Source organism: Cognataquiflexum nitidum (assembly GCF_022538055.1).
GTDB classification, from domain to species: domain Bacteria; phylum Bacteroidota; class Bacteroidia; order Cytophagales; family Cyclobacteriaceae; genus Cognataquiflexum; species Cognataquiflexum nitidum.
In genome coordinates this window covers 268,396-287,776 of the sequence record NZ_JAKZAM010000001.1, presented here as the reverse complement: position 1 = coordinate 287,776, position 19,381 = coordinate 268,396, and the positions used below count along the sequence as shown (strand labels likewise).

The 19,381-nt window shown below is 39.7% G+C and carries 20 protein-coding genes; 10 read left to right on the top strand and 10 right to left on the bottom strand.

Features of this window, described 5'->3' with window-relative positions; translation table 11 throughout:
* The first annotated feature begins 296 nt into the window (after positions 1–296).
* The 3 genes from MMU07_RS01255 (at position 297) to MMU07_RS01245 (ending at position 2,302) form a co-directional block, all read left to right on the top strand.
* The gene (locus MMU07_RS01255) at positions 297–554 is read left to right on the top strand and encodes a hypothetical protein (RefSeq protein WP_241124007.1); all 258 of its coding nucleotides are present in this window, start codon (positions 297–299) and stop codon (positions 552–554) included.
* A gap of 82 nt (positions 555–636) precedes the next feature.
* On the top strand, positions 637–1,791 hold the full coding sequence (locus tag MMU07_RS01250; RefSeq protein ID WP_241124006.1) for a 6-bladed beta-propeller: 1,155 nt from the start codon (positions 637–639) through the stop codon (positions 1,789–1,791).
* Positions 1,781–2,302 (top strand): hypothetical protein, encoded by a 522-nt coding sequence (locus MMU07_RS01245; RefSeq protein WP_241124005.1) that lies wholly within the window; start codon positions 1,781–1,783, stop codon positions 2,300–2,302. The genes MMU07_RS01250 and MMU07_RS01245 overlap by 11 nt, the downstream gene beginning before the upstream one ends.
* A 268-nt stretch (positions 2,303–2,570) precedes the next feature.
* On the opposite strand, the gene MMU07_RS01240 is transcribed toward MMU07_RS01245, so the two are convergent.
* The 3 genes from MMU07_RS01240 to MMU07_RS01230 form a co-directional block, all read right to left on the bottom strand.
* Positions 2,571–3,653, bottom strand: coding sequence for a M42 family metallopeptidase (locus MMU07_RS01240; RefSeq protein ID WP_241124004.1), 1,083 nt, complete (start codon positions 3,651–3,653; stop codon positions 2,571–2,573).
* Between the two features lie 70 nt (positions 3,654–3,723).
* Complete coding sequence (locus tag MMU07_RS01235; protein ID WP_241124003.1) at positions 3,724–4,080, bottom strand: four helix bundle protein; 357 nt, start codon at positions 4,078–4,080, stop codon at positions 3,724–3,726.
* Positions 4,081–4,149: 69 nt separating this feature from the next.
* The gene (locus tag MMU07_RS01230; protein ID WP_241124002.1) at positions 4,150–5,733 is read right to left on the bottom strand and encodes an acyl-CoA carboxylase subunit beta; all 1,584 of its coding nucleotides are present in this window, start codon (positions 5,731–5,733) and stop codon (positions 4,150–4,152) included.
* A gap of 165 nt (positions 5,734–5,898) precedes the next feature.
* Here MMU07_RS01230 and MMU07_RS01225 point away from each other — a divergent pair, with 165 nt between their 5' ends.
* The 6 genes from MMU07_RS01225 to MMU07_RS01200 all read left to right on the top strand — a co-directional run bounded on the left by MMU07_RS01225 (position 5,899) and on the right by MMU07_RS01200 (position 10,995).
* Complete coding sequence (locus MMU07_RS01225; RefSeq protein ID WP_241124001.1) at positions 5,899–6,858, top strand: Ppx/GppA phosphatase family protein; 960 nt, start codon at positions 5,899–5,901, stop codon at positions 6,856–6,858.
* Between the two features lie 27 nt (positions 6,859–6,885).
* Positions 6,886–7,956, top strand: a complete 1,071-nt coding sequence (locus MMU07_RS01220; protein WP_241124000.1) for an Ldh family oxidoreductase — start codon at positions 6,886–6,888, stop codon at positions 7,954–7,956.
* An 86-nt stretch (positions 7,957–8,042) separates the two neighbouring features.
* Entirely contained in the window at positions 8,043–8,240 is a 198-nt protein-coding gene (locus MMU07_RS01215) for a hypothetical protein (protein WP_241123999.1), read from the top strand.
* A 1-nt stretch (position 8,241) separates the two neighbouring features.
* A complete protein-coding gene (locus MMU07_RS01210; RefSeq protein WP_241123998.1) occupies positions 8,242–8,691 on the top strand; it encodes a nucleotidyltransferase family protein in 450 nt (149 codons plus the stop codon).
* A gap of 116 nt (positions 8,692–8,807) precedes the next feature.
* The gene (locus MMU07_RS01205) at positions 8,808–10,178 is read left to right on the top strand and encodes a Gfo/Idh/MocA family protein (protein ID WP_241123997.1); all 1,371 of its coding nucleotides are present in this window, start codon (positions 8,808–8,810) and stop codon (positions 10,176–10,178) included.
* A 109-nt stretch (positions 10,179–10,287) separates the two neighbouring features.
* Positions 10,288–10,995 (top strand): DUF4397 domain-containing protein, encoded by a 708-nt coding sequence (locus MMU07_RS01200; RefSeq protein ID WP_241123996.1) that lies wholly within the window; start codon positions 10,288–10,290, stop codon positions 10,993–10,995.
* A 49-nt stretch (positions 10,996–11,044) separates the two neighbouring features.
* Here the strand turns inward: MMU07_RS01200 and cysM are convergent, their stop codons facing one another.
* Genes cysM through MMU07_RS01180 form a run of 4 tightly spaced genes read right to left on the bottom strand, consistent with a single transcriptional unit; the run spans position 11,045 to position 13,594 of the window.
* A complete protein-coding gene (cysM, locus tag MMU07_RS01195; RefSeq protein WP_241123995.1) occupies positions 11,045–11,923 on the bottom strand; it encodes a cysteine synthase CysM in 879 nt (292 codons plus the stop codon).
* A complete protein-coding gene (gene epsC, locus MMU07_RS01190; RefSeq protein ID WP_241123994.1) occupies positions 11,920–12,753 on the bottom strand; it encodes a serine O-acetyltransferase EpsC in 834 nt (277 codons plus the stop codon). Before epsC ends, cysM begins: the two co-directional genes overlap by 4 nt.
* An 18-nt stretch (positions 12,754–12,771) precedes the next feature.
* Positions 12,772–13,326 (bottom strand): hypothetical protein, encoded by a 555-nt coding sequence (locus MMU07_RS01185; RefSeq protein WP_241123993.1) that lies wholly within the window; start codon positions 13,324–13,326, stop codon positions 12,772–12,774.
* Complete coding sequence (locus MMU07_RS01180; protein ID WP_241123992.1) at positions 13,307–13,594, bottom strand: FtsB family cell division protein; 288 nt, start codon at positions 13,592–13,594, stop codon at positions 13,307–13,309. Before MMU07_RS01180 ends, MMU07_RS01185 begins: the two co-directional genes overlap by 20 nt.
* A 189-nt stretch (positions 13,595–13,783) precedes the next feature.
* Between MMU07_RS01180 and MMU07_RS01175 the strand changes: the two genes are divergently transcribed.
* A complete protein-coding gene (locus MMU07_RS01175; protein WP_241123991.1) occupies positions 13,784–16,570 on the top strand; it encodes a WD40/YVTN/BNR-like repeat-containing protein in 2,787 nt (928 codons plus the stop codon).
* Between the two features lie 36 nt (positions 16,571–16,606).
* On the opposite strand, the gene MMU07_RS01170 is transcribed toward MMU07_RS01175, so the two are convergent.
* From MMU07_RS01170 to MMU07_RS01160, 3 genes are all read right to left on the bottom strand, one after another.
* The gene (locus MMU07_RS01170; protein ID WP_241123990.1) at positions 16,607–17,197 is read right to left on the bottom strand and encodes an outer membrane beta-barrel protein; all 591 of its coding nucleotides are present in this window, start codon (positions 17,195–17,197) and stop codon (positions 16,607–16,609) included.
* 270 nt (positions 17,198–17,467) lie between these two features.
* Complete coding sequence (locus MMU07_RS01165) at positions 17,468–17,839, bottom strand: response regulator (protein ID WP_241123989.1); 372 nt, start codon at positions 17,837–17,839, stop codon at positions 17,468–17,470.
* 146 nt (positions 17,840–17,985) lie between these two features.
* Positions 17,986–19,374: a sodium-dependent transporter gene (locus MMU07_RS01160; protein WP_241123988.1), complete on the bottom strand. Its 1,389-nt coding sequence runs from the start codon at positions 19,372–19,374 to the stop codon at positions 17,986–17,988.
* Positions 19,375–19,381: the final 7 nt, after the last annotated feature.

Genomic DNA, 19,381 nt, shown 5'->3' with positions numbered 1-19,381 from the left:
ACACAGGCTAAACCCAAAAGCAGTTACCAATTAAAAAACTTGAATTCCGGTTAATTAAATAGAACCTGAGTAGTTACAAATTAATAGAAAAAAAAATTTATATTTTATTTGTCTATTAATTTTATAAATATAATTTTGAATTCAAAAAAAAAAACACTTTTTTAGAATTATAATTTGTTTAATTTATTTTTACAGGTATTAATTTTTAGTATTTATGTTTTTTGATATACCTATGATTTTGTTTTTTATCTTTTTTACTTTAATGTTATGTATGTTTAATTCTAAAAAAAATTTTTATGAAAAAAAGATTAATGAAATTGACAGGATTATTAGGTTTGTTCTATCTTGGTTTGTTCGCCATGGAACTATCTAGCAAAAGTAGTGAGAAAGAATTTTTCTTTAGTAACGCATTTACCAGAGGTTTCTCTCAACAGTCACTTCCCGATGTGTTTGGACCACTAATGGGAAATTCTTCAGGAACAAGGTATTGCTGTGCTAATCAGAATGCTACTGCATGTTTTGCAGCAACTTGCGGCGGAGGACCACAAATGTAATTTATTCAAAAAGTGAAATGGGGAGTTTGATTATTTCAATCAAATTCTCCCCATTATTTTTTATCAAATTAAACTTTATACAATGAAACGATTTATAGCACCATATTTATACCTATGCTTGATTTTGGGTTGTTCCAATCCTCCAGATCAAAAAGTTGAATTCGATCTAAAGACAATTTACCAAGAAACTCCGGGTGAAGAGTCCATTTTAAATCTTTCCGAAAAATATAATCTTCGCGAAATCATTAAACTTGAATCCTCTGATACTTCTTTGGTGGATTATATAAATAAGATAGTTATAGATCGTAAAAGGGATATACTTTTTATTAAAGGGGGAAATACAGTTTTTAAATTTGATATGAGTGGAAATTTTATAGAGAAGTTATCAAAGGGAAAGGGTGGGCCTGATGAATTTGTGAATTTAACAGACATTATTTTATTACCTGATCAAGAAAGGATCTGGATTTATGATTCTAATAAATCTAGGATATTTCAGTTTACTTATGATTTCAATCTAGAAATTTCTTATCCAATCAACTATCAACTACTTGGGATAGAGCGTTTAAAAGAAGGAATTATAGGAACTTCAGGTTATATGGAAATCTTAGATAATTTTTCACTGTATTATTTCTCTGGAGAAAATTTTGCTACCGGATATAAATTTTCAAGTAAAAAATTAGAGTTTAATCCAGAGAAAGCCAGATATCTACACGTACTAAGACATGACTTTTTCTCAAAATCACCAGAAGGTTATAATTTTGTGAATTCATTTAATGATACAATATATAATGTTAATGAAAAATTTTATGTAACCCCGAAATTTCACATCGATTTTGGAGATAAAAAGATTTTGGAAGATGACCTTGTAGGTAAGGGATATTCATCAATAGTAGAAGTTTTCCAACATATAAATTCAACTGAAAAATCATTTAATATTGGGAATATAGTTGAAATGGAAAACAATCTTTTATATAGGTTTTTTAATCAAGGGCGTTCTTTTGTCTCAGTTTATGATAAGTCAAAGAAGGAGTTAAAGTCAGGAAGGAAAATCTCATTTGAATATCAGAATCAAAAAGTAACCTTAGATTTAGATGAAGAAATTTCATTTGGTTCCTTAGACAATAGTTATGCTTATATGATTATCCCAGCTGAATCAAGCGTTTTAGGAGAGTACCAGACCCTTTTTCAGGTGAAAGACGGTGATAACCCCATAATTTTTCTTTTTGATGAAAAATAGAACTGTATTCCTTTTGGCATTATTAACCGGATGTACTTCTTCTTTAAGAGATGTGGATATTAATGTTGATTCAGAGGTTAAAACTTTGCGTGAACTAGTGAATCAGGATTTGAATAAGAATCGTTTTTATGAAGTGTTGGAACTCCCAGAATCAATAATTATGAAAGATGGATTGATTTTGGTTCTACCTTCCAGTTCCTGTTTCAATTGTTTTGAAGAATTGAATGAATATCTTAAGGAATATTTTTCATCAAGACCTAAAAAAGGAATGTTAGTAATTAGAAACCAAAAAATCAAAGAGAGGGAAATAAGATTTTCCATACAGAGTATTCTTTCTTTTGATCGGGTTGAAATCCTTGAAACTGATCAAGCCCCCTTTTTGAACCAGCATGAATTTTTCCCAAAGCTGGGATTTTTCAGAGATGGGAAAATTTGTTGTTTGGAAGTATTTGACCAAGGGAATAGGGAAAAACTCGATGAATATTTTCAATTCTTAAATTTCACAGATTGATTTCTTCGAATTTCTAGTTTTTTTTCTTTCCTATTACATATCTCAACATATTTTAAATTTGTCATAAAACATTCCTAATACAAGCAACTTATGTTTTATGTTCAAGTCGATTAAGATAAAAGTATTCTAATTCCTAAGGATTCAACAGTGAATGTAGAATAAATGATTAGAGATAGTTTAAAAATTATGTTTTATAAATTGTTTAAAATAACCCATACTTAATCAAAATCAAATAGTAATTTTTTTTCCATTCACTTAAACATAACCACTATTTTATATATCTAAAATCATAGCCCGGATCTAATTCAGCCAAGAATTGATACATCAGAAGAATGACATTTTCGATGTCTTCTTTGCTAGCTGTCTCCACGGTCGTGTGCATGTATTTCAAAGGAAGGGAAATCAAGGCAGAAGGGACGCCTTCATTGGAATAAGCAAAAGCATCTGTATCTGTTCCGGTACTTCTCGAAGCTGCTGCCCTTTGGAAGGGAATGCTGTTTTTCTTGGCAGATTCGATGACCAAATCCAATAATTTTTTGTGGACTGCAGCTCCATAAGTCAAGACAGGTCCTTTTCCGGCTACCTGCTCGCCACTTGTTATCTTGGAATACATCGGTGCAGTGGTATCGTGGCACACATCGGTGATGATCGCTACATTCGGCTTGATGCGGGCAGCAATCATTTCTGCGCCTCGGAGACCGATTTCTTCCTGCACGGCATTCACTATATATAAGCCGAAAGGAAGCTTGAGTCCTGACTCCTTGATTTTCCTTGCGACCTGCGCAATCATATATCCCCCGATCCTGTTGTCCAAAGCCCTGCCTGAATAAAATTTTCCATTCAATTCCTGAAGCTCATCTTTGAAGGTAATCACGCAACCGACATGGATGCCCAATGCCTCCACTTCTTCTTTGTTTCTTGCCCCGACATCGATAAAAATATTATCCAAAGTCGGCCCTTCTTCTTTTCCTTCTTTCCTGACATGGATCGCCGGCCAACCAAAAACTCCTGGAATGACGGCATTGTCCGTATGGATATTTACCCGCATGGATGGAGCAATCATGTGGTCAGACCCGCCGTTTCTACGGACATAGATATAGCCGTCGGCATTGATATAATTGACAAACCAACTGATCTCGTCGGCATGGGCTTCTATGACGACCTTGTATTCAGCTTCGGGATTGATCACCCCGACGACTGTTCCATAGCTGTCAGTAAAGTAGCTGTCCACATAAGGTTTGATGTAATCCAACCAAATCTGTTGGCCAGAAGCCTCAAATCCCGTGGGAGAGGCGTTATTGAGGTATTTGTAGAGGAAGGTTCGAGAAGCTTCTGTGTTAAAATTTTGCATATTTTTTTGTTTGTCCATAGACCATAGTCCATAGCTTTGGCTCAATTGTTTTTCAATGCATGATGATAATTCAATCTTTTAGTTTGGCTTTGAGTCCTTGCAGCATTTTCACCAATTCATCTGTAAAATTATATAAATAGATGAATTCTTCATTTTCTAAATAGTCCCTGCGTTTTGCTATAAATAAAGCACAAGCCACTTCTACGACAGAACGTATTGAATACCCTAAGAACCTTGAAAACTCAGCATGACTTTGACTTGTACTTCCTTCAGCAATATTCAACACTATTGAATCTGCGGCTCGACGGATCTGAGAAATTAGATTAAATCTTTCATCTACCGGGAATTTTTTTGATCTCCTAAAAATCTCATCATTCAACTCCATTGCTCTTTGCCATACTTTCAGATTCTCAAATTTATAAGGCATACGTTCAAGTTATTTTTAAAAAACAATTGATTTGGTAAATTCTATTGACTATTGACTATCGACCATTGACTACAAGGGTATATTCCCATGCTTCTTCCTTGGCAGCTTATCCACTTTGTTTTCGAGCATTTTGAAACCCCTGATCAGTTTTTCTCTTGTTTCGGAAGGGGTAATCACCTCATCGATAAAACCTCTGTGAGCAGCACGGTATGGATTGGCGAATTTGGAAGTATAGTCATCAATTTTCTCTTGAAGCTTGGCTGCCGGATCTTCTGCTTCAGCGATTTCTCTTTTGAAAATAATCTCCGCCGCACCTTTAGCGCCCATCACAGCAATCTCAGCAGTAGGCCAGGCAAAATTCAGATCAGCTCCGATATGTTTGGAATTCATCACATCATAAGCACCTCCATAGGCTTTTCGGGTGATGACGGTAATCCTTGGAACTGTCGCTTCCGAAAACGCATAAAGCAACTTGGCCCCATTGGTAATGATTCCGTTCCATTCTTGATCTGTTCCAGGTAAAAATCCCGGCACATCCACCAAAACCAATAGCGGTACATTGAAAGAGTCACATGTCCTCACAAATCTTGCTGCCTTCATTGATGCGTGGTTATCCAAAACTCCGGCGAGTGATTGGGGTTGATTTCCGACAATCCCGATACTTCTTCCTGCAAGTCTTGCAAATCCCACGACAATATTGTCTGCGTAATTTTTGTGCACTTCCAAAAACGAGCCTTCATCACAGATCCCATCCACTACATCGCGGATATCGTAAGGATGGTTAGGATTATCGGGAATGATGGTATCCAAAACTTTCCTGGACTCATCTTCTTTTAATTCATACCCATAAACAGGAGCGGTATCCTCACAATTTTGAGGCATATAGCTGAGCAATTTTTTGATATGGTTGATACATTCCAATTCATTGGCACAGGCAAAATGAGTTACCCCACTTTTGGTAGAATGTGTGCTAGCCCCGCCCAATTCTTCTGCAGTGACATTTTCGGCAGTGACGGTTTTTACGACATTGGGTCCCGTCACAAACATGTAGGAGGTGTTTTCGACCATCAGGATAAAATCCGTGATTGCAGGAGAATACACCGCTCCACCTGCACAAGGTCCCATGATAGCTGAAATCTGGGGCACTACACCCGAGGCCAAAGTATTTCTATAAAAAATATCCGCATATCCACCCAATGAGACAACGCCTTCTTGGATCCTTGCGCCTCCCGAATCATTCAAGCCAATCACGGGAGCACCGTTTTTCATGGCCATGTCCATGATTTTGCAAATTTTCTCTGCATGAGTTTCGGAAAGTGAACCTCCAAAAATCGTAAAATCCTGAGAATACACATAGACCAAACGGCCATTGATTTCTCCATATCCTGTAACTACGCCATCCCCTAAGTAATGCTCTTTGTCAAGACCAAAGTCTTTGGCACGGTGCATTACAAATTTGTCAATTTCCTGAAAACTGCCTTCATCAAGTAAAAAATGTAACCTTTCTCTTGCAGTAAGTTTGCCTTTATTATGTTGGGCAGCAATTCTTGCTTCTCCTCCACCGAGCAAAGCTTCCTCATTTTTCTTATTCAGTAATTCAAATTTGTCCTTATTGGAGGGAAGGGAATATACACCTTTGATTTTGCTGTCCATGTCTCTAAAGTTATTTGGTTTGGTCAAATATAATGCGGGACAATCTAGGGAGGAAATTTAAATTGAGGAACCTCAAGTAAATTCAAATTCAAGATCATAATAAATTCTTGTAAAGGGTTTTAGAATAAACTTTTTATATTCGCGCAATCAAAAAATCAAGGTGGTATGATTCCGACCAAAGCTGCAATCATCGACATGGGTACCAATACGTTTCACCTTCTTTTGGTGGAATTGTATGCAGACAGGTTCGAGACTATATACAAAGAGAAAATTCCTGTCAAGATCGGTCAAGGTGGCATCAGCCGAAATACCATCCATCCGGATGCTGAAAAAAGGGCTTTTCATACTTTGCACCATTTCAGAAACCTTATAGACGGTGAAGGGATTACAAATATTTTTGCATTTGCCACGAGTGGCGTCCGAAATGCCGACAATGGGAAAGAATTTGTGTCCAAAATCAAAGAACAATTCCAGATTGATGTTCTTGTCATCGATGGGGAACAGGAAGCCCAAATGATCTATGAAGGCATCAGATTTAGCTGTTCACTTACAGATGAAACCTGTCTGATGATGGATATTGGAGGTGGTTCAGTAGAATTTATCATCGGTAATTCCCAAGAAGCATTTTGGAGAAAAAGTTTTGAAATTGGTGGACAAAGAATGCTCGACTTGTTTCATTACCATGATCCGATTTTGCCTGGTGAGGTGGAGAACCTGACTGTTTATCTTGAGGAAAAACTAGGAGACCTTGTCAACGCCATCAAAAAATATAATCCAACAGGAATTGTTGGTTCTTCTGGGACATTTGATACGCTGACAGACATTTATTTTGCTTCGCTGCATGAGACCAAGTTGAAGACCCAACAGGTATTTCAATTGCCAAGAGAGGAATTTGAATTGATTGCTCAAAAGCTTTTGACGCTCAGTAGAGAGGAAAGGCTTTTGATCCCCGGCATGATCGAAATGAGGGTGGATATGATCGTCGTGGCCGCTTGCCTGATCGAATATATCTTGAAGCTTGTCCCTGTTTCTACTTTGATTTGTTCCAATTTTGCACTGAAAGAAGGAGCTATAGCGGAATTGATGGGAAAACATTCCCAAGCCAACACCCTTATCAGCAGGTAATCCAATCCTTAAATCCGGATCCCAACCATGATATTTTCATACGCTGACTTATTCAACTTTACCAAATCCATACTTTTAAAAATCGGCTGTCCTGAAAAAGATGCAGCGCTTGCTGCTGATGTTTTATTATCAGCAGACCTCAGAGGTGTGGATTCCCATGGGGTAGCAAGACTTTCCGGGTATGTGAGGCTGTGGGAAAAAGGAAGAATCAACGCAACCCCAAATATCAAAATAGTCCACGAAACCCCGAGTACGGCTGTGGTGGATGGTGACGGTGGTTTGGGTTTGGTTGTCGCACCTTTTGCGATGCAGGTGGCGATAGACAAAGCAAAAATCGCAGGTACGGGATGGGTTTCGGTAAAGCATTCCAACCATTACGGCATTGCGGGATATCATGCTATGATGGCACTCGACCATGATATGATCGGGATCTCGCTGACCAATGCCAGTCCTTTGGTAAGTCCAACTTTTTCCAAAGAGAGATTGCTTGGAACCAATCCGATTGCCGTGGCTATTCCGGCTAAAAACCAACCTCCTTTTGTCGCCGATATGGCCACCACAACTGCAGCAAATGGGAAATTGGAAATCCTGCAGAGAAAAGAAATGGATGCACCACTCGGTTGGGTGCAGGACAAAGACGGCAATCAGACGACTGATTCCAATGGAGTGAAAAAGGGAGGTGCTTTGCTTCCTCTCGGAGGAGACCGAGAGCATGGTTCGCACAAAGGATATGCATTGGGGGCGATAATAGATATATTTTCCGCAGTACTTTCGGGAGCAAATTACGGCCCTTGGGTCCCACCATTTGTGGCATTCCTTGAGCCGGACCCTAATCCTGTCGGTGAGGGTTTGGGCCATTTTTTTGGTGCTATGCGCGTGGATGCTTTCCGTCCTGCGGATGACTTCAAATCCCACATGGACAATTGGATCGTCAGGTTCCGTCAGGCAAAACCTACAGAAGGAAATGAAAAAGTTTTGATTCCCGGTGATCCTGAACGCGAACTTGAAGCCGAAAGAAGGGTCAGTGGAATCCCTTTGCTTACGCCTGTGGAAGAGGATCTGAGGAGTTTGGGAGAAAGATTTGGAGTAAAATTATAAACAGAAGTCTACCCAAAACTTACTCCATCTTCAATTATTTTTTGAATAAATTCTCAATCCAAGTTCATTTTGGTAAATTGACCTTCATGGAATTTAAATTAGACAGAACAGCATTCAAAGCATCGAAGGCAGATGAACAAGTGAACTACGGCGAGGAATACCGCGGAAAAAGTCCCTGGGAATTGCTGGAGATTGCATTTTATCTTAATAGCTTGGCATATGGTTTTTCTCTAGATAATCCACCTAAGATGGATAAGACTGCATTTAGTGTAAGGAAAAGATAATATGGAAAACATATTCCCTTCTGATTTCAAAGACTTTATCCGTTGTTTTAATAACCACCAGGTTGATTATATTTTGGTTGGTGGCTTTTCTGTAATCTTACATGGATATCCTAGAAACACGGGTGATATGGATATTTGGGTAAAAAGAAGTTTTGAAAACTTCAAGAAAATCGAACAAGCATTTTTGGATTTTGGGATGCCATTATTTGATATGACCTCAGAAAACTTTTTACATAATAAAAATTGGGATGTTTTCACTTTTGGAAGATCTCCTGTGGCAATAGATTTGATGGTAGAGGTGAAAGGTCTCAACTTTGAAAAGGCTTTTGAATCTTCCATTATTTTTTCTGATACAGACTTTTATGTCCGAACTATCTCAAAAGAGGACCTTATCAAAGCCAAAAAGTCGGTAATGAGACCAAAAGATATGGACGATTTACAGAATTTATAAAAACCATTGAAATGGATTGAATTGTTGACCATCCATCAAATCCCATTTGTTTGGTTTTTACCTTTTTGTAAATTGTATTTCTTTCAAATCATTTACCTATATCCCAAAAACAACCTATGAACACATCCACCTACAACAGAAGACAATTCCTAAAAACCGGCGGTTTTGCCACCTTGGCACTGGCAAGCATGGGCATGATGGGAATGAACCCCATCCAAAATGAAACTCCTCTCAAAGTGGCTTTGATCGGGTCGGGATGGTATGGGAAAAGCGACCTTTTCAGATTGATACAGGTTGCCAATGTGGAAGTGGTGGCGCTCTGTGATGTGGACAAAAACATGCTGAAGGAGGCGGGCGATCTGGTATCCAAAAGACAGAAATCAGGCAAAATACCAAAGTTGTATACTGACTACCGGGAATTGCTGAAAGAAAACAAACTTGATATCACAGTGATTGGTTCTCCCGACCATTGGCATGCCTTACAGGCCATTGCAGCCATCAAATCGGGTTCGCATGTTTACCTCCAAAAACCCATCTCTGTCGATGTCATCGAAGGGGAAGCTGTGGTAGCTGCGGCAAGGAAATATAACAAAATGGTGCAGGTGGGCACCCAGCGAAGAAGCACTCCACACCTTTGGGATGCCAAAAAACAGGTTTTGGATGGTGGCATGTTGGGTAAGATTTCGCATGTAGAGATCTGTTGCTACTATCACATGAGGGCTAATGGGAACCCTCCTTTGGAGCCGATACCCGAATTTTTGGATTATGACATGTGGACAGGCCCTGCCCCACTCCGTCCATATGATGGAATTCCCCATACAAGATGGTGGAGAACATTTATGGAATATGGCAATGGAATCCCTGGAGATATGTGTGTCCACATGTTGGATACAGTGCGTTGGCTTTTGGGTCTTGGATGGCCAAGTAAAATAACTGCGACCGGTGGAATCTATGTCCAAAAAGAAGGGAAATCGAATATTGCAGATACACAAACTGCTATCTATGAATTTGATGGGCTGAATGTCGTGTGGCAGCACCGGACCTGGGGCAATCCTGTGGATCCTGAATATCCTTGGGCTTTCAAGATTTTTGGTGAGAACGGGACTTTGGCAGGAAGTACGATGAAAGCTGAATTTATCCCCTTTGGAAAAGGAGATAAATTACTTTTCGACGTATTGTATGAAAAAGAACAATATCCTGAAGACTTAACTGAAAATAGGATCGAGCTCAATGCCGCACCGGCAACAAGGAGGCAGATGCAAAATCTTTTGAATTCGATGAAAACAGGAGAGCTTCCTGTTGCGGATATTGAGGAGGGACACATCTCCACAGCAAGCTGTATTTTGGCAAATATGTCAATGGAACTCGGAAGACCACTTGTCTATGATCCAAAAAAGAGAATCATCGTGGATGACCCCGAAGCGACCAAAAAACTCAGAAGACCCTACAGAGGCCCTTGGGTGCACCCCGAACCTGACAATGTTTAAACTTGATCCCCGGAAAATTTTCGGGGATTTTTTTGTGCCCTTGTAGCGTTGGCTGTCATTAATCCGTATTGACAATATGCAAACTATACCAACTATAAAGGCTACAAGTATGAAAAACAAAATCTCTGGTTTCCTGAAATTGTTTTCAATTTTCCTTTCCGCAACATTTCTCACAACAGGCTGTGTTGATAATCTCGAGAATACCCCTCAGCCTCCTGCTGCATTTGTCGCCATTTATCATGGTTCGCCAGATGGGCCTGATCTGGACATTTATGCTGAATCAAGGAAAATCAATAACCAAGCCCTGCTATTTGGTCAGACATTTCCTTATAGTGGTTTTTTTGCTGGAGAAAGAAGACTACGTTTCAACCCCTTTAATGCCCAAAATACCCTGTTGGAGAAAAATATTTCCTTAGATCAAGATAAAATCTACACTGTTTTTCTGGTGAACAAAGCAACAGATTTGGATGCCATCCAGGTTGAGGATATCTGGGAAGAACCGGATGGGTTAAAGTCCCAAGTCAGGCTTGTGCATTTGTCTCCTGATGCCGGTGATCTTGAAGTCAGCATTGCAAGCCAGACTCTTTTCGGAGCAAATACCCCTTACCTTTCAGTTTCTGATTTTCTTGAATTGGAAAAAGGAAAAGTAAAAGTAGTCGTCAAATCAAAAACCACAGGAGAAGTGCTCGTAACAGTCAATGAAATTGAATTGCTTGGAAACAGGGTCTATTCCTTGGTGATCAGAGGATTTGCAAATCCTGTTAACGGCAACAATCTGATCAGCGTACAGCTACTGACCAACTACATTAAATTCTAGAAATTTGTTTTTTTGTGGAAAACCCGGCGGCTGTGCTTCCGGGATTTTTTTATCCAAAAAGATCAGAACTCAAGTACCGGTCTCCCCTGTCACAGGTAATACAGACGATGACACCTGAGTCCAATTCGGATGAAAGTTGGATCGCAGCGTGTAAAGCTCCTCCACTGCTCATTCCGGCCAAAATCCCCTCTTCTTTTGCCATTCTTCTGGTCATCATGGTAGCTGCATCCTGGCTGACATCAATAACCCGATCTACACGGCTTGCATCAAAAATCTTTGGCAAAAACTCCGGAGTCCATCTTCTGATCCCCGGAATCTGGGAACCGTCAGTAGGTTGAGTACCTACAATCTGAATCGATGGATTTTTTTCTTTGAGGTATTTCGATACCCCCATAATAGTACCTGTCGTTCCCATGGCTGATACAAAATGGGTGACATTTCCTTCGGTATCTCTCCATATCTCCGGACCGGTACTATGATAATGAGCCATATAATTGTCTGGATTGGAAAATTGGTCCAACATAAAATAACCTTCCTCCGCAGCCATTTTATCTGCTAATTCCCTCGAATATTCTATGGTCCTTTCTGCAGGTGTCAAGATTACTTTTGCGCCGTAGGCTTCCATTGAAAGTATCCTTTCTCTAGTAGAATTATCCGGCATAATCAGTGTCATTTTAAGGCCGAGAATATTGGCCACCATAGCCAAAGCAATGCCTGTGTTGCCTGAAGTGGCTTCCACAAGTCTGTCTCCCGGCTTGATATCTCCCCTTTTCAGCGCACTTTTGATCATGTTGTAAGCAGCGCGGTCCTTGACACTTCCCCCGGGGTTTTGTCCCTCCAGTTTACAAAAAATCTTCACTTTTGGATTGGTAGGGATTTTGACTGCCTCTACCAAAGGTGTATTTCCAATCAGGTCAGTTAATTTCATCCTTCATTTTTTATGATATAGGTATCAGTCTGATCCAAGTCAGGATTGTACATTTTTGCCTGGTAGTAAATCTTGCTGTTTGGAGGCACACTTTTGGTAATCCAAACATTTCCCCCAATCGTAGAATTTCTTCCGATTACAGTATTTCCTCCCAAAATAGTAGCTCCAGCATAGATCACGACTTCATCTTCGATGGTGGGATGTCTCTTTTTATCTGCATCTTCTTTGTCCACACTCAAGGCACCTAAAGTGACCCCCTGATAGATTTTGACACAATTCCCGATGACGGTAGTCTCTCCAATTACAATTCCAGTCCCATGATCAATACAAAATCGCTCACCAATTTTGGCGCCGGGATGGATATCCACACCTGTTTTACTGTGAGAATACTCTGTGATCATCCTCGGAATCAACGTCACACCGTAAGAGTGCAACAGATGGGCAATCCTGTAGGCCGCCACCGCATAGAATCCCGGATAGCATCTGATAATCTCCGTGACGGACTTTGCCGCCGGGTCTCCGTCATACAAAGCCTGAACATCTTGAAGCAAAAGGTCATATACACGTTCCAAATTTTCAAAGAATCCATTGGCAATTTCAATTCCATCACCTTTGTACAAATGCTTATTCCTTAACAATACCTGGGAAAGCTTATGTTTTAGTTCTTCGATTTTTTCGGCCACCTGCTCTTCTTCTTTCAAAATTTCAGAAGCAAAATCAGGAAAAAGCAAACCCAAAACACTTTCAAAAAAAGTATGGATCAGTTTTGGGGAAGGACATTGCGGGCAATCTTGATGTGATTTGCTAAGTTTTTTGATTAAGGAATTCATCTTGTTTTAATTTGATGATTAAAGAAAAAATCCAACCCTCAGGACATATGGCTGGTTATACGGAGATCTTAATGGGTCATGTAAGAAATTATATAGAAGTGTGAAATTTGCTCCACCTCTATTTCCAAAAGGGCTAAAATACCCTCCTCCAAGAAAAAAACCGGGAACCCAATCTCTTTCGAATCTATCAAATCGGGGATTATAAAGATCAAGATTCAAACTCTCGTATTCTGCGTGGATAAAGAAACTCTGGAAAATGTTATTTCTTAAAAAAACACGGCCTCCATAAATGGTATTGTCTCCTTCAGGAAACCTTGTGTCATTGAAATATTGAAAAGTGCCTCCGAGTCCTCCCGAAAGGGTATTGGTAAGCATCACTCCTGCCAACGGCGAAATATCTACAAAAGTGATTGTTCCAAAAGCAACTCCGAGATTTCCCCCAAAATAAACCCTGTCTTTAAACGGTGCCTTTTCGCCTTGCTGAATTTCTCTTTGAGCATGAAGGTTTCCTATTCCAAAGAAGAGAAAAAACAAAAACACAACAAAAATTGGCTTATTCTTCGACCACCACATATAGATCCTCACTTTCCCTTTTCATCAGATATCTTTCTCTGGCAAACTTTTCCAAAAGCTCATAGTTACTCATCAATTCCTCTCTGTCAGCAAGGATTTTAGCTTTCCTATCCTGATAGAATTCCTTTTGCTTTTCCAGCTCTTTAATTTTTGACCTAAGCTTAAATTGGGTAAGGATGTCATTTGAATCAATAAACACCATCCAGACTATAAAAAATAGGGTAAATAAGAAGTAGAAATTTTTGGTGTATTTGAGGTACTTTTTCATCGTATTCTCCTTGATAAAAACAAATATATACATTGGAGGCTAATAATTCCACAATTGCCCAATATTTGAGCGCTCCTGTTTTCCCAAATATAGCTACTTCCGACTATCCAGAAACCTTATCACTTTATACCTTATTGTATCAAAATAAATTCCCGAATATTTATATTGTTGGACAAACAAAACAATCCTATGAAAAGAAATTTTATAAAGGTCTTTAGCGGGCTTTTGCCTGTTCTATTTGGACTCCATTTTTCAGCTGTTCAGGCACAGGAAGTAAAACCCACCACGGCCAAAGAAATGAAAGAAGCCGTTTCTGTGCATCAGGAAATGCTTTCTAATTCACCTTTTAGAAATTATCCTGCCCGAAATATCGGACCTACAAACATGAGTGGAAGGATAGTCGACATTGAGGTGACCAATGATTTCAAAACCTATTTTGTAGCCGCCGCCTCCGGGGGAGTATGGAAGACCCAAGACAACGGGCAATCTTTTAAGCCTATATTTGACCATCAGGGTGCGCTAGGAATCGGGGATATGGCTATCTCTCCTTCAGACAATGACATCCTTTGGGTTGGAACCGGCGAAAACAACTCAAGCAGGTCTACCTATGCAGGATCAGGAATCTACAAATCCACAGACGGCGGAGCAACTTGGGAATTTATGGGATTACCACATTCGCAGCATATCGGACAGATCCAAATCCATCCGACTAACCCTGACATTGTATGGGTAGCTTCCATGGGTTCTCTGTATTCTAAAAATGAAGAAAGAGGACTTTACAAAACCAAAGACGGTGGCAAAACCTGGAAAAAAACACTTTTTATCAATGATAACACTGGAGTTATCGACCTAAAATTCCATCCATCCAACCCCGATATTATGGTAGCAGCTTCTTGGGAAAGGTTCCGACAGGCGCATGATTTTATTGGAAACGGTGAAGGTTCGGCCATTTGGCGATCAGAAGATGGGGGAGATACATGGAAAAAATCTGTAACAGGTTTTCCTCAAGATGAATTTGTGGGAAGAATTGGTTTTGACTTTAGCCTTAGCAATCCCTCTGTAGTCTATGCCCTTCATGATTATCAAAAAACGCAGGAAAGGCCGGCAAGGCAAGCACCGGCACAAAATACGGAAGATTTAAAATTTGAAAGCTTCAAAACAATGTCTGCTGCAAATTTGGAAAGCATTGACAATGAAAAATTGAACAAATTCCTAAGAAGCAACCGATTTGCTTCCAAATACGATGCGAAGACTGTTAAAAGTTTGATTAAATCAGGAAAGATCACTCCTTTACAGATTGCCAATTATAATGGATCAGGACAAGATGCAAACGCATCTCTATTCAATTCAGCTGTAATCGGAGCTGAAGTTTACCGTTCAGATGATGCGGGAAAAACATGGAAAAAGGTGAGTGAATCCAACCTGGACAGGTTGTACAACTCGTACGGATATTATTTTGGAGAAATCAGGGTGAGCACCCAAGATGAAAATGAAATGTTTATTTTGGGTGTACCGCTTTTGGTTTCAAGAGATGGAGGGAAAAATTTTGCAAGAACTGACACCGTAGGAGATGTACATTCAGACCATCAGTCCATGTGGATCAATCCTAAAGATTCCAAGCATATTCTTTTGGGAACAGACGGCGGAATCTACAGCTCCTTTGGCGGCGGAGAAAGATGGAACCACCTCAATGACCAATTGACGATCAGCCAATTCTATTCGATCATGGTGGATGAAAAGACCCCATACAATGTCTATGGTGGAATGCAAGACAATGGCGTATGGTACGGTGCCTCCACCAACAAACCTGAAGTACCCTGGACTTCCCAGATGGGCGGCGATGGAATGGTAGTCGCAGTGGACACGAGATCCAATGATGTGGTCTACACAGGATTCCAGTTCGGAAATTACTTCAGGATCAATACCAAAACAGAAGAAAGAAAATTGGTTACACCAGGACATGACATTGGAAGGGATCCAAACCGATGGAACTGGAGAACACCCGCGACTCTGAGTAGCCACAATCAGGATATTTTCTATATGGGTTCGCAGTATGTTTACAGAAGCCTGGACAGAGGTGATACATGGGAAACAATTTCCCCGGATTTGACCAAAAATCAGAAAAGCGGAAATGTGCCTTTCGCCACACTTTCGGTAATTGAGGAATCTCCCCTCAAATTTGGAACGCTCTATGCCGGCTCGGATGATGGAAATATATGGGTTACAAAAGACCATGGTGACAATTGGATAGATATCAGTAAAGGTCTTCCACAAAACAGGTGGGTCAGCAGTATAAGCCCTTCACAATTTGCCGAAGGAACGGTTTATGTCACTTTGAATGGCTACCGCTATGATGAATTTTCCCCATTTGTGTACAAAAGCACAGATTATGGAAAGACATGGATTTCTGTCTCTGCCAATCTGCCGAAGGAAGCTGTCAATGTGATCAAGGAAGATCATACCAATCCAAATATCCTTTACTTGGGAACTGACCACGGATTATATATATCTCTAAATGGAGGGAAAAGTTATGAGCTGTTTGAGGGAAATATTCCTAATGTAGCCATCTACGACATGGTAATCCAAAAAAGAGAAAATGACCTTGTCATTGGATCCCATGGCAGAAGTGTGTTCATTGTGGATTTGAATCCGCTACAAAAGCTTGCCGAAAATCCTGCGGCCGAAACCAGACTGCTAAGTGCTTCGGAAATTCGAATCAACCAAAGAAGGTCGCCTTGGGCTGAGGTTCCCACTACAAAGCCTAATCAGTCTATTCTCTATTTTGTAAATCAGGCAGGAGAAACCAGCTTTGAAGTAAAAAATGAAAATGGAGAAAATCTAAAAACCTGGAGCATAAACTCCTCCAAAGGAATCAACTTTACAAATTGGGAATACGGAAATATCGGCAAGGGGAAATACACCATTCTCATCAAGAAAAATTCAGGGACAGATGAGTTGGTTTTTGAAATCAAATAAGAACAATGAGGTCCGGAATTCCGGACCTCTATTTTTTTAGAACAGCCTAAAACCTGCCGACAAAATGATTTGATTTTGGCGTTGGTCAGTCTGAAATGACAAAGAACTTTTTGACATATTGCTCAGGGAACTTTCGTATTTGAGGTCAAAAATCAAATTACCAAGATCCAAACCCAACCCTGCTTGATAACCAAAAGTCGAGGTTTTATAATCCACATTCACCGGTACATTCAGCGCATCTTCAATTTTATAATCAACCAAAATAGAAGCAATCGGTCCTGCCTGTACCCTGAAAAAATTCAAAAATTTAAACCCAAACATGACCGGAATATCCATCCTGTTGAAATTGGCATTAAAATCAGTCTGAACTCCATTGTTGTCGGTTTTGATCACAGAACCGCCAGTACTGGTAAAAAGAATCTCAGGTTGCATGAAAATTGAGCTTCCTCCCATCCTGACAAATAGCCCCAGATGATATCCAAAATCATTGTCGCCAGATTGAAAATCCTCTCCATTTACATGGATGTTTGCAGTAGAAATACCCGCTTTTGGGCCTATGGAAAAATCCTGGCTATTTGCTTCGATTCCAAGCATCATTATCAAAATAAGAAATATGATTTTTTTCATTTTTTCTAAGGGTTTATGTCTTCCCACAATTTAACGAGTAAAAAAGAGGAAATTGCAAAAAAAATGAATTTTTATTCTGTCCGTGAAAGCCATTAAAAAAAACTAGAGAACGAGAGGGTTTTGGAATAGATAAATGAAATATTGTTTTAAAGAAAAAACAAAAGCGGGATTAATAGAATTACTTAACTCATCATAACATTTGTAATTGCCCAAATAATCATCATTAAAAGGGTCGACCAAAGAAATGATAATAATGGTGCCGAGAAAAAATCAGGAAGCCCTATCCAAAACAAATTGATTGGCAATATTGTAAAGCTCAGTGTAGTCCATAGGTTTTGGCAACAACCTGTCAAAAGGAATAATAGCAATGCTTCTAAAGTAGTCTATATCTCCGGCAGTAAACCCAATAATGGGTATCTGTCCACTTTTATCCCGTTGCTTAATTTCGGCTAAAAGTTCGATTCCATCCATTTCGGGCATCATAATATCTGTAATTACGATATTGATTTCATCATCCCCCACAAAGATATCAAGAGCCTCTTGTCCGTTTTGGGCAGTCACGACAGTATTATTCCTTCTTTCAAATAACTTTTGAAGGATAAGTCTGTTTATAGCATCATCGTCGACTACTAAAACTTTCATATTTTTGATCAAGTGATCGGGTGATTATTAGGGAATGTTCGCAATACCCTAAGTTAGAATAATTTTTAAACAAAAAGCAAATCTGACTATATAAAACAAAAAAAGGGCCAAGAACGGCCCTTTTGTTTTTTTATTGAATCATGAAATCAACCACCTTCTTGCGGGGTTCCAAATACACCCAACAAATCCAACAATACCAATGCAATCACAACTGGGCAAACCCACTTGATAAAGAATACCCAGGTTTTTCTGGATGCACCCTTAAATCCAGGAGCTCCTTGAGCAATTTCATCTGCAAAATCCCCGATTTTCTTAGCCCAACCTGTGTACAAACTAAGCATCAAACAGATCACTACCACAGCTACAGTACCAAAAGTAAAATCCATAATGTCAAAAAACCCGATTTTGGTATTGCCCAAAAAGGATATAGACATACTGTTGAATATACTTCCTTCGATAGAAGACAATGCTGATGGTATGGAAAGCGCCATTGCCGCTATTCCAACAATCCAAGCTGCTTTTTTCCTGCTCCACTTTCTGTCATCAATCAAATACGAAACCGGTACTTCCAACATAGAAATCGTCGAAGTCAGGGCTGCAACCATTAATAATAGGAAAAATAATCCACCAATGATATTCCCACCTGGCATGGCATCAAAAACCTTTGGCAAAACATCAAATACCAATGCCGGTCCGGCAGCAGGATCTTTTCCAGGAAGTAATGCAAACAATGCAGGGAAGACCATCAAACCACCCATCAAGGCCACCGCAGTATCCATACCAGCTATCCAACCTGAAGAAGCGACTATGTTACCGTTTTTAGGAAGATAAGAACCAAAAGTAATCATCAAACCCCATCCTACAGACATAGAAAAGAAAGCCTGTCCCAAGGCCTGAAGTACTACTTTGGAATTAATCTTAGAAAAATCGGGATTCAGGTAATATTCAATACCCGCACCGGCTCCTTCAAGGGTAACACTTCTACCGGCTATAAATACGACTATGATCAACAACAAAGGCATTAAAAATTTTGCAGCCTTTTCAATACCTCCTGATATACCGCCCAATACGATCCCAATTGTCATTAATATAAATGCAAATGTCAAAGGAATGATATACATTGGAGTCTGCTGAAACTCTTCAAAATCAACAGGAATATTAATTACCTCAGTGAAAATATAACCTAGCGTCCAGCCGGCGATTACTGAATAATAACTCAATACAAAAAAACAAACCAAAACGCATAGAATACCTGCAAGCTGCCAAAACTTATTCCCACCTGTACCTCTTATGGCACCGATAGGGTTTTTGCCTGACATTCTACCTAAAGAAACCTCATTTAGTAAAAGTGGAAGTCCGATCAGTAATACACAAAGGACATAAACAAAAACAAAGGCTCCGCCACCATTTTGTCCTGTGAGGTAAGGAAACCTCCAAATATTACCCAAACCTACCGCTGAACCGGCAGCAGCCATAATAAAGCCAAAACTTGAGCCGAATTGACCCCTACCCGGAGCATCTGTTTTAATCGCCATAGTCTAT